19 protein-coding genes are annotated in these 13,221 nt (G+C 67.1%); 9 read left to right on the top strand and 10 right to left on the bottom strand.

The features are described 5' to 3' along the window. The first annotated feature begins 248 nt into the window (after window positions 1–248). The 3 genes from ABIB54_RS11860 (at window position 249) to ABIB54_RS11850 (ending at window position 2,104) form a co-directional block, all read left to right on the top strand. Window positions 249–524, top strand: a complete 276-nt coding sequence (locus tag ABIB54_RS11860; protein ID WP_354575724.1) for a metal-sensitive transcriptional regulator — start codon at window positions 249–251, stop codon at window positions 522–524. 54 nt (window positions 525–578) lie between these two features. Beyond that, window positions 579–797, top strand: a complete 219-nt coding sequence (locus ABIB54_RS11855; RefSeq protein ID WP_354575723.1) for a YgaP family membrane protein — start codon at window positions 579–581, stop codon at window positions 795–797. Between the two features lie 119 nt (window positions 798–916). Continuing rightward, on the top strand, window positions 917–2,104 hold the full coding sequence (locus ABIB54_RS11850) for an MFS transporter (protein WP_354575722.1): 1,188 nt from the start codon (window positions 917–919) through the stop codon (window positions 2,102–2,104). A 7-nt stretch (window positions 2,105–2,111) separates the two neighbouring features. Here the strand turns inward: ABIB54_RS11850 and ABIB54_RS11845 are convergent, their stop codons facing one another. The 4 genes from ABIB54_RS11845 to ABIB54_RS11830 form a co-directional block, all read right to left on the bottom strand. Continuing rightward, window positions 2,112–2,876, bottom strand: a complete 765-nt coding sequence (locus ABIB54_RS11845; protein WP_354575721.1) for a sulfite exporter TauE/SafE family protein — start codon at window positions 2,874–2,876, stop codon at window positions 2,112–2,114. Further along, entirely contained in the window at window positions 2,873–3,181 is a 309-nt protein-coding gene (locus ABIB54_RS11840; protein WP_354575720.1) for a rhodanese-like domain-containing protein, read from the bottom strand. Before ABIB54_RS11840 ends, ABIB54_RS11845 begins: the two co-directional genes overlap by 4 nt. Next, window positions 3,181–4,206, bottom strand: coding sequence for a HoxN/HupN/NixA family nickel/cobalt transporter (locus ABIB54_RS11835; protein ID WP_354575719.1), 1,026 nt, complete (start codon window positions 4,204–4,206; stop codon window positions 3,181–3,183). Before ABIB54_RS11835 ends, ABIB54_RS11840 begins: the two co-directional genes overlap by 1 nt. A 97-nt stretch (window positions 4,207–4,303) precedes the next feature. Beyond that, the gene (locus ABIB54_RS11830) at window positions 4,304–5,665 is read right to left on the bottom strand and encodes an MBL fold metallo-hydrolase (protein ID WP_354575718.1); all 1,362 of its coding nucleotides are present in this window, start codon (window positions 5,663–5,665) and stop codon (window positions 4,304–4,306) included. A gap of 169 nt (window positions 5,666–5,834) precedes the next feature. Between ABIB54_RS11830 and trxA the strand changes: the two genes are divergently transcribed. Both trxA and ABIB54_RS11820 read left to right on the top strand, forming a co-directional pair. After that, window positions 5,835–6,203, top strand: a complete 369-nt coding sequence (gene trxA, locus ABIB54_RS11825; protein ID WP_354575717.1) for a thioredoxin — start codon at window positions 5,835–5,837, stop codon at window positions 6,201–6,203. A 65-nt stretch (window positions 6,204–6,268) separates the two neighbouring features. Next, complete coding sequence (locus tag ABIB54_RS11820) at window positions 6,269–6,709, top strand: universal stress protein (RefSeq protein WP_354575716.1); 441 nt, start codon at window positions 6,269–6,271, stop codon at window positions 6,707–6,709. 176 nt (window positions 6,710–6,885) lie between these two features. Here ABIB54_RS11820 and ABIB54_RS11815 read toward each other — a convergent pair whose 3' ends face one another. Further along, window positions 6,886–7,767: an NAD-dependent epimerase/dehydratase family protein gene (locus ABIB54_RS11815; RefSeq protein WP_354575715.1), complete on the bottom strand. Its 882-nt coding sequence runs from the start codon at window positions 7,765–7,767 to the stop codon at window positions 6,886–6,888. Window positions 7,768–7,849: 82 nt separating this feature from the next. Between ABIB54_RS11815 and ABIB54_RS11810 the strand changes: the two genes are divergently transcribed. Continuing rightward, window positions 7,850–8,428 carry a TetR/AcrR family transcriptional regulator gene (locus ABIB54_RS11810; protein ID WP_354575714.1) on the top strand — a complete coding sequence of 193 codons (579 nt, stop codon included), beginning with the start codon at window positions 7,850–7,852 and terminating at the stop codon, window positions 8,426–8,428. 467 nt (window positions 8,429–8,895) lie between these two features. Here the strand turns inward: ABIB54_RS11810 and ABIB54_RS17895 are convergent, their stop codons facing one another. After that, a complete protein-coding gene (locus tag ABIB54_RS17895) occupies window positions 8,896–9,012 on the bottom strand; it encodes a DUF8730 family Cys-rich protein (protein WP_502917123.1) in 117 nt (38 codons plus the stop codon). A 55-nt stretch (window positions 9,013–9,067) separates the two neighbouring features. Next, on the bottom strand, window positions 9,068–9,232 hold the full coding sequence (locus ABIB54_RS17890; protein WP_502917122.1) for a DUF8730 family Cys-rich protein: 165 nt from the start codon (window positions 9,230–9,232) through the stop codon (window positions 9,068–9,070). 262 nt (window positions 9,233–9,494) lie between these two features. Between ABIB54_RS17890 and ABIB54_RS11805 the strand changes: the two genes are divergently transcribed. Together ABIB54_RS11805 and ABIB54_RS11800 are read left to right on the top strand one after the other, a co-directional pair. Continuing rightward, window positions 9,495–9,740 (top strand): metal-sensitive transcriptional regulator, encoded by a 246-nt coding sequence (locus ABIB54_RS11805; RefSeq protein WP_354575713.1) that lies wholly within the window; start codon window positions 9,495–9,497, stop codon window positions 9,738–9,740. After that, window positions 9,737–10,099 (top strand): DsrE family protein, encoded by a 363-nt coding sequence (locus tag ABIB54_RS11800; RefSeq protein ID WP_354575712.1) that lies wholly within the window; start codon window positions 9,737–9,739, stop codon window positions 10,097–10,099. Before ABIB54_RS11805 ends, ABIB54_RS11800 begins: the two co-directional genes overlap by 4 nt. Window positions 10,100–10,224: 125 nt before the next feature. Here ABIB54_RS11800 and ychF read toward each other — a convergent pair whose 3' ends face one another. The 3 genes from ychF to ABIB54_RS11785 are packed head-to-tail and all read right to left on the bottom strand — an operon-like array spanning window position 10,225 to window position 12,463. Further along, window positions 10,225–11,298 carry a redox-regulated ATPase YchF gene (ychF, locus tag ABIB54_RS11795; RefSeq protein ID WP_354575711.1) on the bottom strand — a complete coding sequence of 358 codons (1,074 nt, stop codon included), beginning with the start codon at window positions 11,296–11,298 and terminating at the stop codon, window positions 10,225–10,227. Window positions 11,299–11,320: 22 nt separating this feature from the next. Continuing rightward, window positions 11,321–12,061, bottom strand: coding sequence for a class I SAM-dependent methyltransferase (locus tag ABIB54_RS11790; protein ID WP_354575710.1), 741 nt, complete (start codon window positions 12,059–12,061; stop codon window positions 11,321–11,323). 9 nt (window positions 12,062–12,070) lie between these two features. Then, window positions 12,071–12,463 carry an SseB family protein gene (locus tag ABIB54_RS11785; RefSeq protein WP_354575709.1) on the bottom strand — a complete coding sequence of 131 codons (393 nt, stop codon included), beginning with the start codon at window positions 12,461–12,463 and terminating at the stop codon, window positions 12,071–12,073. Between the two features lie 118 nt (window positions 12,464–12,581). Between ABIB54_RS11785 and ABIB54_RS11780 the strand changes: the two genes are divergently transcribed. Then, entirely contained in the window at window positions 12,582–13,184 is a 603-nt protein-coding gene (locus ABIB54_RS11780; RefSeq protein ID WP_354575708.1) for a 3'-5' exonuclease, read from the top strand. Window positions 13,185–13,221 lie beyond the last annotated feature (37 nt).

The raw sequence follows: 13,221 nt of genomic DNA, 5'->3' as shown, positions 1-13,221 counted from the left end.
AAATCATCGATACCCTATGGGGTATTTCTTATACCGTAGGGGGTATCCTTGACACAAGCAAGTCAGCACAGAGTCCTCACCACCCGGGAGCACCGAATGGGAAACGTCAGCACGTTCTTCGCGAAACCCTTCGCGTACCTCAGCGCCCTCCCGGGGAGGGAGTCGCCGAAGGGTGGCCGCCTCGCCTTGCGGCGTTCTGAAGGCCCGGTCGTGGCCTCCAACGGACGAGTCGGAACGGCGGCCAGAACGTGACCTCCTCATCCACCCCGGCAGATGACCTGCGCAAGACCATCAACCGCCTCCGACGAGCTCAGGGCCAACTCTCCGCTGTCATCGCCGCCGTCGAATCCGGTGCGGATTGCCGTGCCGTGGTGACCCAGCTGGCCGCAGTCTCGAGCGCTATCGACCGCGCCGGTTTCACCATCATCTCCTCAGCGATGAAGGAATGCCTCGTCGACTCCGACGAGGGCGCCCGCGCACTGAACGTCGCTGAGCTCGAAAAGCTGTTTCTCACCCTGTCCTGACACATTCCCCCCTGGCTGTGCCGGAAACTATCAACAAGAAAGTAGGAGTTCGTGATGTTCATTCTTGAATTCCTCGGATCCGTCGCCGGCCGTTGGAGCCGCGCCATCGCCGGCCTCGTCCTGATCGTTCTCGCCATCGCTCTCGGCGGCTGGTGGTGGCTTCTGGCCATCGTCGGGGGCGTCTTCATCGCTGCGGGGGCCTTCGACTTCTGCCTCCTGGCACCGCTGGCGAGCAAGCCGCTGCAGGGAAGAAAGTTCAGGGACTCGTTCTGAACCCGAACTCCCCGCAGCCCGGATCCGGCGCGGTCACCCCACTGCACCCGACGGCAGCCACCTCCGACGCCCCCGTCGACCCGCCCGCGCACGCTCCCCTTCAACGCAAGGTCGTCGGGGTGCTCGTCGCGGGCCAGATCCTGGGCGGTATCGGCATGGGTGCCACCCTGTCGCTCGGCGCCCTGCTTGCGGCCCAGCTCTCCGGCTCGCCCGCCTGGTCGGGCATGGCCGCCACCATGAGCACCCTGGGTGCCGCCCTCGTCGCGGTCCCTCTGGCCCGGCTGGCCCAGAACCGCGGACGCCGGCTCTCCCTCGCCACCGGCGCACTCGTCGCCGGCACCGGAGCGGTGCTCGCGATCACCGCGGTCGCCGTCGATACCTTCCCGCTTCTCCTGCTCGCCCTCATGCTGCTCGGCGCCGGCTCGGCGACGAACCTGCAGGCGAGATTCGCCGCGACCGACCTCGCCAGCACCAGGTTCCGGGCCCGCGACCTGTCGATCGTCGTCTGGTCGACCACGATCGGAGCGGTGCTCGGCCCGAACCTGTTCGGACCCGGCGAGGCGGTCGGCCGGGCACTGGGACTGCCCCCGATGACCGGCGCGTTCGCGTTCTCGCTGCTCGCCACGGTCGGCGCCGCGACGGTCTACACGGTCGGACTCCGGCCCGATCCCCTGCTCACCGCGCTCGCGTCCCGTGGCGTGAGCGCCTCGGGCCCGCGAGCCAGGGGAGGCCTGGCCATCGTGCGCACCAACCGCTCGGCCCGCTACGCCGTTGCGGTGATCGCCCTCAGCCACGCGACCATGGTTGCGCTCATGTCGATGGCACCCGTCCACCTGCGCGAGCACGGTGCGACCCTCACCGTCGTCGGGCTGACCATCAGCCTGCACGTCGCCGGAATGTACGCCCTCTCCCCCGTCTTCGGTTGGCTGGCCGATCGACTCGGGCGCACCCCCGTCATCCTCACCGGCCAGGCGCTGCTGCTCGCGGCACTCGCGCTGTTCTGGCTGGCCGGCGACTCCAGCACCGCGATGACGGTCGGGCTGATCCTGCTCGGCCTCGGCTGGTCGGCATCCGTCGTCGCCGGGTCCGCCCTGATCGCCGAGGCCGTCGGTGTCGGCGACCGTGCCGCCCTGCAGGGCTTCTCCGACCTGTCGATGAACGCCGCCGGCGCCGTTGGCGGCGCGTCGGCCGGACTGGTGCTCAGTGCCGTGGGCTATTCCGGTCTCGGCCTGGCCACCATGATTCTGGCCGGCATCATCGTGGCATGGACCGTGGCGCGCGCCGGCCGAGCGCGGTCGTCGGACTGAGACCCACTCAGGCAAGCACCGCGCGTACCGCGACGTAGACGGCGACGAGCAGTACGAGAACGGCAAAACCGCGCTTGAGGATGGCATCCGAGAGTCCCCTTCCGAGCCGTCCCGCCACGAGGGATGCCACCATTGCGGAGGCTGCGAAGGCTCCCGTGACGCCCCAGTCGATCGGCACTCCACTGAGGTGGGCCGTGAAACCGGCGATGGAGTTGATGACAATGATCACGAGGGACGTGCCGACCGTGACGCCCATGGGCAGCCCGAGAACCAGGGTGAGCGCCGGCACGATGAGGAAGCCCCCACCGACCCCGAGCAATCCGGTGAGGAAGCCGACGACGGCGCCGGTCGCCAGCGCCCGAGGCAGGCACCTTCGCCAATCGGTGCCACCGCCGGGCAGCGCACAAGGACCATCCACCGCCTTCGTCGTGAGGAACATCCGCACGCCCGCAACGACCATGATCACCGCGAAGGCCCCGAGCAGAACCCGCGGGTCCAGCAGGCGGTTGACCATCGCACCGAGATAGGCGGTGGCCACTCCGGCAGCACCGATGATCGCGGCGAGGCGCCAGTTCACGCCGCGACGAAGTCGCGGGATCACGGCGACCGCGGAGGCGGCGCCGACGACTATCAGGGAACTCGGGATCGCCTCTGAGAGGGGCAGACCCACGCCGTAGACCAGTGCTGGCACCGCAAGGATCGATCCACCCCCGCCCACCAGGCCGAGCAGTGCGCCGACGAGCAGCCCCAGCAGCAGCGCCGTGATGATCACGTCGTGAGGGGCGCGACCGTGGGGAGCCCCTCGGCGACCCACTCGAGCATGCCGCCTGCCATCGTGTGCGCATCGAACCCCGCGACGGTCAGTTCGGCCGCGGCACTGGCGCTCCGGCGGCCGCTGCGGCAGACCAGAATGACCGGTCGCGCCGGATCCAACACCCGGTGACTGTGAGGTACCGCCCCGAGCGGGATGTGGACGGCCCCGTCGATGATGCCCTCGGCGAGCTCTTCCGTCTCGCGGACGTCGACGATCTGAGCCCCGGCCCGCCGGGCGAAGACCTGCTGCGGTGTGAATTCCATTATGAGTTCCCTTCTTGCGTTGCGGAGGAGCGGAATCTCCCCCAGAGAGCCGCGGAGATCCAGACGAGCGCGAACGCGCCGATCAGGACCGTTCCGAGCGGATTGAGGTCGACGTGGGTGAGGAGATCGAATGCCCCTCCGCCAACCCTCAGATTCGAGAACATCGACACGAGGCCGATCCCCCCGACGAGGAATGCGACGAACACGGACACCACGGTCACGAGCAGGTTGTAGTACAGCTTTCGCAGTGGATCGACCGATGCCCATCGATAGACGCTGTTCATCAGGATTCCGTCGGCGCTGTCGAACAGCACCATCCCGGACATGAAGACGATCGGAAGCACCAGGACCGCGTACAACGGCAGCCCGGGCGTCAGCGCGCCCGAGACGACGAAGATGCTGATGGATGCGGCGGTATCGAGACCGAGCCCGAAGAGCACACCGATCGGGAACATCTTCCAGGGGGCGTCGACGAGCCTCGACATCGGTCGAAGGATCCGGCTGATCACACCCCTGTTTGCCAACTGTCTGTCCAGCTCACCCTCGTCCAGCTCGCGCGCGTCCAGCCGCCCGGAGCGTACGGCGCTCAGTACCTTCCGCAGACCGATCACCGCCGGCACATTGAGAACGCCGAGCAGGATGAGGAATCCGCCGGAGAAGGCCGATCCCCATACGCCAGCGATCTGTCTGAGCGCGGAGCTCTCGTTTGTGAGACTCCCACCCAGTGCGCTGATGCCGAGGGCGAGCAGCCCAACGGACACCAGAACGACGGTCGAATGCCCCAACGCGAACCAGAACCCCACGGTGACCGGGCGGCCTCCGGCGCCGACCAGTCGTCGTGTGGTGTTGTCAATCGCGACGATATGGTCGGCGTCGAAAGCGTGACGAACCCCGAGAAGGTAGGCACTGACGGCCAGGCCGAGCATCACGACGGCATTGCCGCCCGATCGGCCCAGCTCCGGCAGAACGACGAGGAAGAGCGTCCCCCAACCGATCGCGTGCAGGGTCACCACGACCACAGCCATACCGATGTGGCTTCGCTTCTCTGTTGGGCGCATAGCCACTCGGAGGGCCGTCACAGTGGTGCCTTTCGCAATGTCCGCCGCGGGGTTTGAGGGCTTGTCAAACGGTCTGTTCGGCCATCGGGACTCCGGCCGATGCCGCGGCGTCGAAGGCCGCGTCGATGTGGACGACGTCCCGTCCCGCACGCTGCAGCAGGCTCGCCGCAACTCCGGCGCGGTAGCCCGAACCGCAGTGAACCCAGATCCGTCCCGCGGGAATCTCGTCCATCCGGGAAAGGAGCTCGTGCAGGGGCACGTTAATCGAGCCCGCCAGCCGGGAGGCGGCGAATTCGTCGATGCGGCGCGTGTCGAGCAGCGGCTCGCTGTCGGCCCGGTCGCGCAGCATCTCGTCCCAACCCACGCGGGGATAGGAGGCGACCGCGGCATCGGGAGCGAGAGCGTGCGGCTCCGTACCGATTGCGGCATCCGGTGAATCGATGCCGATCCGCGAGAGATCCCGGATGGCGTCCTCCACATCGCCGCGGGAACCGACGAGGGTGAGCGGCTCGTTCCACGGCAGTACCCAGCCGAGGTAGGTGGTGAAGTTGGAGCCGTTCCCGTACTCGAAACTCACCGCGCCCGCGAAGTGGTCGCTGGAGAATGCGACCCGGTTTCGCAGGTCGACGACCCACTCGCCGTCGGCGAGCCTTCGGGTCAGTTCTGCGGCCTCCACGGACTCCGGGACCTGCACGTTCGAGGCGGCTGGACCGGTGCTGTTGGCGGGGGCCATGTGTGCGTAATACGACGGGTAGGCGGTGAGATTGGCGATGAGGTCACGCACGAAGTGCTCCTCATCGGGATCGGTCAGGGCATGGTTGGCCGTGAGCTGCTCACCAATGGTGGAGGAACCGGCGCCGGTCGCGGGGCCGCTCGAGCAGAAGGAGCCGAATCCGTGCGTGGGAAAGAGTGCGGCCTCGTGCTCGGCCTCATGCACCAGCTTGCGCACCGACGCGTACTGGTCGTGGGTGAGACCGATCGTGTCAGAGGCGGCGACCAGGTCGGTACGCCCCACCGACCCGAACAGCAGGCTTCCGCCGGAGAACACGGCCTCGGTCGTGCCGTCGCTGACGATATAGGAGACGTGGGTGTGCGTGTGTCCGGGCGTGGCAATCACGGTGACCGTCAGGTCGCCGACCCGGATGACCTGCCCATCGGTGACCGGCTCACGCTCGAATGCCACCGCGTCGGCCGCATTGACCAGATATGTGGCACCGTTGGCACGCGCAAGGGCGAATCCGCCGGTGACGTAGTCGTTGTGCAGATGAGTCTCGGCGACATGGGTGATGGTGACTCCGGCATCCCGCGCCGCCGTCTCCACTCGGTCAACGTCACGCTGTGGATCAATGACGAGCGCGACCGAGCCGTCGTGCACCAGATAGCTGCGATCTCCCAGTTGCGGGGTTTCGATAACGATGACGTCCATGGTCGGTATCCTCCGAGTCGTTGTTTCGTGGGTCTTTGTCTGGCGGGTGGGCACGCTCCGACTATACCCCCTGGGGTATTTTTTCGATAGGGCCGCCCGCGGGGCGACTCTGCCCCGCTGTCTCCACCAGCTATGGACAACAATACCCCCGGGGGTATATTATAGCGGCATGGCTACCAGCGACATCACTAAAACGACCTTTGACGACACCATCACCGACAACAGCATCGTGCTGGTCGATTTCTGGGCGGCCTGGTGCGGGCCATGCCGCGCGTTCGCGCCGACCTTCACCGCCGCCTCCGAGAAGCACCCCGACATCGTTTTCGCCAAGGTCGACACCGAAGCGGAGCAGGAGCTCGCGGCGGCGGCCGGCATCCGCTCCATCCCGACCCTGATGGCATTCCGCGACAAGATCCTTGTCTTTTCGCAGCCCGGAGCGCTGAGCAGTGCGTCGCTGGACGAGCTCATCTCCGGAGTCCGCACGCTCGACATGGACGAGGTGCGTGCCAAGATTGCCTCCCAGAAGGTCGCTTCTTGAGCGAGGCGCCAGCGCTCGATCCAGCGCTCGATCACGAATAGCGGGCCGACCAGAAGGGTGCGTCGATGAGCAGCAGCGAGTCGTTTCTGATTGTGGTCGGCGTGGACGGTTCGCCGTCGTCGCTGGCCGCCGTGGACTGGGCCGTCACCGAGGCCCGGCTTCGCGCCGGGAGGATTCGCCTCGTCAGCGCCTGGTACTACCCGCCGCTGGCGTCGGAGGTAGGGGACGGAGTCATCGACGACACCTTCAAGAAGCACGCCGAGCAGACGCTGGCGGAAGCGCTCGCGATCGTCGCCGACCAGGGAATTCCCGTCTCCGGATCAGTCGTCGAGAAGGCGCCCGCGATCGCGATGCTGGATGCCGCGAGGGATGCCGACCTGGTGATCGTCGGGTCCCGCGGCCGCGGTGGGTTCGCCAGCCTCCTGCTCGGATCGGTGTCCTCACAGGTCGTGCACCACGCCAACTGCCCGGTGTTGGTCCTGCGGACGAAAGCCGTTTCGGATTAGGTCGCGTTGCTCAAGCTGCTGGTGAGCCAGTAAAGGGTTGCGGCGAGGCGTGGTCCGGCGTGGTGGTTGCCGGCGAGTTTGTCTGATCCCATCGCGATCCCACGCCAGTGATTGAGCGTGTTGAAACATCGCTCGATGACGCTGCGGCGGATCGCGTGGTCAGGCGGCAGCACTCCCTAGGCGGGGAAGTCGCCGGCTCGCAGGTCGTCGACGAGGCTCGGGTGGGTGGGCTCCCAGCCGAAAGTATCCCGCGTCCAGGCGCTGGTCGCCGGCTGGTCCATGGCGAAGATGGTGCCGAGCGGGCCGAAGGTCTCGGCCGGAACCTGCTGAACGGGCACGCCGAGCTGCTCGCCGATGATCGTCGCGAGCGACAGCATCGTGTCACCCTCGTCGCCGACGGCATTGACGGCCGTGCCCGGCTCGCCCTTCTCGATCATGAGGCGGAAGAGCGACGCTGCATCGCGACGGTGCACGGCCGGCCAGCGCTGACCGCCGTCGCCGACGTACGCCGAGACGCCCGACTGCTGCGCCGCGGCGATCAGGATTCCCGCGAACCCGTAGGCGACGTACCGCTCGTGCACAGAGCGAGGCAGACGCACGGCGCAGGTGCGGACATCCTGCGACGAGAGGTCGAGGATGCGCTGCGCGTTGATACCGCGGCCGCCGACGGGGCCGGTGGTTGCCATCGGGTCGCGCTCGGTGGCGAGACGACCCGGTGAAAAGGTCGTACCCGACACGATCGAGAACGCTTTGCCGGTGTCGACGAGCGCTGCGCCGATGGTGTCCATGGCGAGGCCCTCCTCGGAGATGCTGCGCTCAAGGTCGGAGAAGTCGTTGCTGAAGGCGAGGTGGATGCTCGCATCGGTGGCGCGAGCCGACGACGTCAGGATCTCGAGGTCACCGAGACCTCCGAGCACGGCCGTACCACCCGCAGCCTCGACCTTGCGGGCAGAGGCCGCCGACCGCGCGAGGCCGAGCACCTCGTGCCCGTGGGCGACCAGTTCTTCGACGACGACCGACCCGATACCGCCGGATGCTCCGGTGACAAAAACGCGCATGAAGTACTCCCTAGTGATGCGACTGATGTCCCATCACTGTAGCACCGCGATGCGACTCATGTCGCATCAGTATGATTGTGGGATGGCCCGATGGGAACCGGATGCACGCGAGCGCTTCGTCGCCGCCGCCCTGGAGCTTTTCACCGACCAGGGCTACGACGAGACGACCGTCGCCCAGATCGCCGAGCGGGCAGGCCTCACCCGCAGCACCTTCTTCCGCCACTTCAGCGACAAGCGCGAGGTGCTGGCTGCTGGTCAGGAGACCCTGTCGCGGTTGTTCGCCGAGGGGATCGCCGGGGCGCCCGCCGGCGCCAGCCCGCTCACCGCCGTCGCGGCCGGCCTGGACAACGCCGCCAGCGCCATGACCCCGTTCAACCGGGCGCTCGCGCCGCGCCTCGAGGCCGTCATCGCGACGAGCAGCGAGCTGCAAGAACGCGCCGCCCAGAAGCAGGTTGGCATGGCACTGGCGATGTCCGATGCGCTGCGGGCTCGCGGGGTCGACATCCGCGTGGCGTCGACCGCGGCCGAGCTCGGCCTGCTGGCGTTCAAGGAGGCGTTCACCGAGTGGATCGCCGATGGGCCGGAGGACGAGTCGGATCTCGCCGTGCTGCTCCGCGAGGCCCTCGAACGGCTGCGGTCTGCGGTCGCGCAGCTCGGCTGACTCTGCGCCCGGCCGGCCGAACTCCCAGGGATGGCTATGACGCCGCTGTTAGCAACACACCCTTGGGCTATTCCTCGTGGAGCAACCCCGCCAGCGCGTCCATCCCGCCCGCGAAGTAGGCGACCCAGCTTCGACCCGTACGGCCGGCGGACTGGGACTGCACCTCCCAGCGGGCGCGAATCTCATGGACGGCCAGGCGAGTAGGGTCATCACCGCCCGAAAGGCATCCCTCGTCCGAAGCCGAGGCCGAAGCCGAAGCCGAGGGCAGACGGCGGATCGCACGCCGCGCCTCTGCGAGGGCTACCGCCGCCCCCTCGTGGTACTTGACCGCCGGAACGGGGCCACGGGATCCCGCCGACAAACAGAGCGACTGGCCGCCAGTCGAGGCGGCCAGTCGTTCGAGGGCCTCGCTTTCGCGGACCCCTACTGCTTCGAGAGACAGCGCAGGTGAGTGCATACGCACCCGGCTACTTGCAGGTGCAACGCTGCTCGGGCGGAACATCCGCCATGACGCTGTCGACGTGCTCGCCGCAGCCAGCCCAGGTGATCTTGCCGCAGATGTTGCAACGAACAGCACTACACATGAATTACTCCTCAATCAGGGTGACGGAAATGGATCGGCGCATGCGGAGCCTCGGTCTAACGGCCGAGCAGCCGAGCGAAGAAGCCACCGGTCGAGGCCGCCTTTTCGTGGCCCTGACACTGCTGGGCGCGGGGAACACCCTTCATGACCTGGTCCACGTGCTGGCCGCACCCCGCCCAGGTTGTCTTCCCGCACACTCGGCACGTTACGGCTCTGCACATTGCTGATTCCTTTCGATGTACATGCACTGTTTCAGTGCACTCTTCGACCACTATACCCCGGGGGGTATAGTTTTCACCATGAGGTCACAGGGAAACCGTGATCGTCGAGCGGTCGATGATCATTCTCTTCGCCACACCGACGGTCAGCTGCGCCACCGATGCCGCACACTGAAGCCGGACCCTTTTTCAACCACCCCGGAGTGACCGAATGAACAGCAGTGCCCTTCAGCCCGAAGTCGAAACAGAAGAATCCGCTGCCGAAATGAGGAAGATCCTCAATCGCCTTCGACGCGCGCAGGGACAACTCACCGCGGTCATCGCCGCCGTCGAGAATGGCAGCGACTGCAAGACTGTCGTCACCCAACTCGCGGCGGTGTCCAGCGCTCTCGACCGCGCCGGCTTCACCATCGTTTCCTCGGCAATGCGCCGGTGCGTCACCACCCCGAACGACCCGGACAACTCACTCACCGTCGACGAGCTTGAAAAGCTCTTCCTCACCCTCGCGTGACCCCGCCCGACGTGATCAACCGCCAACTCCTCATCCACGTTCTCGGAGACACCCCCGATGTCGTGGCGGCGGCTTTGCGAAGCGCGCGGAACGCCGCCGCCGAACTCGGGTCGGATGACAGCGTGCAGGTCGTGGTGCAAGGACCTGCCGTTCGGGCACTCGCCGCCGACAGCGCCCTCGCGGACGCTGTGACTGACAGCCTTCGTGATCCGCGCGTGGTCGTCCTCGCGTGCCAGAACAGCCTGCGCTCTGCTGACCTGACCCCGTCCGATCTGCGGCCCGGGGTCCAGACCGTGCCATCCGCTGTGGCCCACCTCGCCGAACGACAATGGCTCGGCGCGGCGTACGTTCGGATCTAGCCGCAGTCCCTGCGCGGCAGGGACTCCGGGGAAGCAGCCAGCGTCACTGCGGGGCACGCTTCGCGATCTGCATCCTGGAGTTCGGCCTCCGTGAAGATCTCAGGCCGTGCAATCGAGAGTTCTGCCTAGTTGTTGAAGCGGAACTCCACCACGTCGCCATCCTGCATCACGTAGTCCTTGCCCTCGATGCGGGCCTTGCCCTTCGCGCGAGCCTCGGCGATCGAACCGGTGTCCACCAGGTCCTGGAAGCCGATGACCTCCGCCTTGATGAAGCCCTTCTCGAAGTCGGTGTGGATGACACCGGCCGCCTGCGGGGCCTTGGCCCCCTTGGGAATGGTCCAGGCCCGCGCCTCTTTCGGACCGGCGGTGAGGTAGGTCTGCAGACCGAGGGTGTCGAAGCCGACGCGGGCGAGCTGGGTGAGCCCGCTCTCCTCCTGACCGGTGGAGGCGAGGAGCTCCGCGGCATCCGCAGGCTCGAGGTCGATCAGCTCGGATTCGAGCTTCGCGTCGAGGAAGATCGCCTTGGCTGGAGCCACAAGTGCCGCGAGCTTCGCGAGCGCCGAGGCATCCTGCAGCACGTCTTCGTCCACGTTGAACACGTAGATGAACGGCTTGGTGGTGAGCAGGCCGAGTTCCTGGATGAGCGAGAGGTCGATGCTGGATGACGAGAGCGGCTTTCCTGAGTCGAGGAAGGCCTGCGCCTCGACCGCGGCCGCGAGCACTGCGGGCTCGGTGCGCTTGGTCTTGACTTCCTTCTCATACCGGGGAACTGCCTTTTCGAGAGTCTGCAGGTCGGCGAGGATGAGCTCGGTGTTGATGGTCTCCATGTCGGAAGCCGCATCGACCTTGCCGTCCACGTGCACGACATCCGGGTCGGCGAACCCGCGGATGACCTGGGCGATGGCATCGGCCTCGCGGATGTTGGCGAGAAACTTGTTGCCAAGACCCTCACCGACGGAGGCACCCTTGACGATGCCGGCGATGTCGACGAAGGAGACGGGGGCCGCGAGGATGCGCTCGCTGCCGAACAGCTCGGCGAGCGCGTCGAGCCGCGGATCCGGCAGGGTCACGACGCCCACGTTGGGCTCGATGGTGGCGAAGGGGTAGTTCGCCGCCAACACCTGGTTCTTGGTGAGTGCGTTGAACAGGGTGGACTTGCCGACATTGGGCAGTCCGACGATTGCGATAGTGAGAGCCACGAGGCTCAATGGTACCGGTGCGTCATCCCAGCACCGCGCGGAAGCAGTGCGTGCGGTACGGCAGCTCGAAGGTCTCCCTGCCCGCGAGGGCGGGATCGGATGCCGCGAGCTCGCGCACCGCGGAGAGCACCGCCGCGCGCACCTCGTCCGTGGCCGTGATGATGTAGCTGCGGGAGGCGACGAGGTTCACGAGGGACTCCACCCCGATGCTGTTCGCCCACTCGAACTGGGCCTCCTCCAGCGCGCCGAAGGGCTCCCCGACCGAGATGTCACCCGCGATGAAACGCTCCGCGTCGCTGGACCCCATGATGTCGCTGAGCCGATTCACCCAGCCAACCGACTCATCCCGGATGTTCCACACGAGCCCCAGCGTGCCGCCCGGTCGCAGCACACGCGCGATCTCCGCGGTCGCCGCCGGGCGGTCGACCCAGTGCCAGGCTTGCGCGACCGTCACGGCATCCACGCAATCATCCGGGAGCGGGATCGCTTCGGCCGTGCCGCCGAGCGCCTGCACCGTGGGGAGCGATTCGACGAGTCTCTGCCGCATCAGGGGATCTGGTTCGACGGCGATCGTGGCGAAGCCGCGCCGCACGAGAGACCTCGTGAATTTGCCCGTGCCCGCCCCGATGTCGAGCACCGTTCGAGCGTGCGCCGGCACGAGCCAGTCGACAGCCGCATCCGGATAGCCGGGGCGGGCGCTGTCATACGCCCCCGCCGCCCGGCCGAAGGAACTGGCGTGCTCCGAGGTGCGATTCTCGTCCATCGCTCGAGGCTAGTCCCGGCGGTTGCGGAGCTCTGCCAAGAACAGGCCGATTCCCTCCGGTAGCAGCTCGAAGCCGATCGACCGGCTCGGATTGACGACGATTCCCGCACCGGGCGGGATGGATGCGAGGAGGGAGCGACCGACGATCGAGACGCCGAACGCGGCGAGACGCCCGAACTCGGCGATCTGGTCGTCGTGGGTGAACACGGCGAGCATCGAGACTCCGCCGATGTCGAACAGCACCGGCTGCAACTGGTCGAGGTTGTCGACGATCTCGGTCGCGCTCGGCACGATCACCGGGCTCACCGCGAGCGACTCGAGCACCTGAGCCGTGGTCGCCCGCCCGGATTGGGCGAGCACGATGGTGCGCTCGAGATCGGTGGGGTCGCGCACGTCGGGCATCAGTTCATCCTAGGCAGCGCCGCTCGTCCCTGGCAGCGCCGCGATGCCGACCCCCAGTCGTGCGGATCGCCGCCGTCGCTCCCGGGGCGTGGTCGGAGGAGCGTGAGACGATGCGATCATGCCTCTTGACTTCACCGCGATCGACTTCGAGACCGCCAATTCTTCGAATGCCTCGGCCTGCTCGGTGGGACTGGTGAAGGTGCGCGACGGCCTGGTCGTCGACCGGGTGGCTTGGTTCATCCGCCCTCCGGCCGGGTTCGACCACTTCACCGAGTGGAACACCCGCATCCACGGCATCATGGCGCCGGATGTCGCGGAGGCCAAGCTCTGGAGTGAGCAATTGGCCGACCTCGTGGCCTTCGCCGACGACGACTTCCTCGTCGCCCACAACGCCGGCTTCGATATGGGAGTCATCTCGGGCGCGTGCCGGGCCAGCTTCGTCGACATCCCCGACTTCCGCTACCTCTGCAGCCTCCAGGTCGCGCGCAAGACCTACACCCTCGACTCCTACCGGCTGACGGTAGCCGCAATGGCTGCAGGCTTCGAGGACTTCGCCCACCACGATGCCCTCGCCGACTCCGAGGCCTGCGCCGCGATCATCGTGCACGCCGCGAATCGGCACGACGCGTCATCGATCGAGGAGCTCGCCAGCATCACCGGGTGCCGCATCGGCGCGATCGGGGCGCGATCGGCGGATTCGACCCCCCTGTTCCGGGCCTGACACCGCGGCGCCCGGCCATTGTCGGGGCCGGCTGACA

The organism is Frigoribacterium sp. UYMn621 (assembly GCF_040549525.1).
GTDB lineage: Bacteria > Actinomycetota > Actinomycetes > Actinomycetales > Microbacteriaceae > Lacisediminihabitans.
The sequence above is the reverse complement of the archived record's forward strand: the minus strand, read 5'-3'. Positions and strand labels throughout refer to the sequence as shown.

Excerpts from the sequence above, each read along its gene's own strand:
- ABIB54_RS11855 (WP_354575723.1), top strand. The coding sequence starts at position 579 with ATGTTCATTCTTGAATTCCTCGGATCCGTCGCCGGCCGTTGGAGCCGC.
- ABIB54_RS11840 (WP_354575720.1), bottom strand. The coding sequence starts at position 3,181 with ATGGAATTCACACCGCAGCAGGTCTTCGCCCGGCGGGCCGGGGCTCAG.
- ABIB54_RS11835 (WP_354575719.1), bottom strand. The coding sequence starts at position 4,206 with ATGGCTGTGGTCGTGGTGACCCTGCACGCGATCGGTTGGGGGACGCTC.
- ABIB54_RS11830 (WP_354575718.1), bottom strand. The coding sequence starts at position 5,665 with ATGGACGTCATCGTTATCGAAACCCCGCAACTGGGAGATCGCAGCTAT.
- trxA (WP_354575717.1), top strand. The coding sequence starts at position 5,835 with ATGGCTACCAGCGACATCACTAAAACGACCTTTGACGACACCATCACC.
- ABIB54_RS11820 (WP_354575716.1), top strand. The coding sequence starts at position 6,269 with ATGAGCAGCAGCGAGTCGTTTCTGATTGTGGTCGGCGTGGACGGTTCG.
- ABIB54_RS11815 (WP_354575715.1), bottom strand. The coding sequence starts at position 7,767 with ATGCGCGTTTTTGTCACCGGAGCATCCGGCGGTATCGGGTCGGTCGTC.
- ABIB54_RS11810 (WP_354575714.1), top strand. The coding sequence starts at position 7,850 with ATGGCCCGATGGGAACCGGATGCACGCGAGCGCTTCGTCGCCGCCGCC.
- ABIB54_RS17895 (WP_502917123.1), bottom strand. The coding sequence starts at position 9,012 with ATGTGTAGTGCTGTTCGTTGCAACATCTGCGGCAAGATCACCTGGGCT.
- ABIB54_RS17890 (WP_502917122.1), bottom strand. The coding sequence starts at position 9,232 with ATGTGCAGAGCCGTAACGTGCCGAGTGTGCGGGAAGACAACCTGGGCG.
- ABIB54_RS11805 (WP_354575713.1), top strand. The coding sequence starts at position 9,495 with ATGAGGAAGATCCTCAATCGCCTTCGACGCGCGCAGGGACAACTCACC.
- ABIB54_RS11790 (WP_354575710.1), bottom strand. The coding sequence starts at position 12,061 with ATGGACGAGAATCGCACCTCGGAGCACGCCAGTTCCTTCGGCCGGGCG.
- ABIB54_RS11785 (WP_354575709.1), bottom strand. The coding sequence starts at position 12,463 with ATGCCCGACGTGCGCGACCCCACCGATCTCGAGCGCACCATCGTGCTC.
- ABIB54_RS11780 (WP_354575708.1), top strand. The coding sequence starts at position 12,582 with ATGCCTCTTGACTTCACCGCGATCGACTTCGAGACCGCCAATTCTTCG.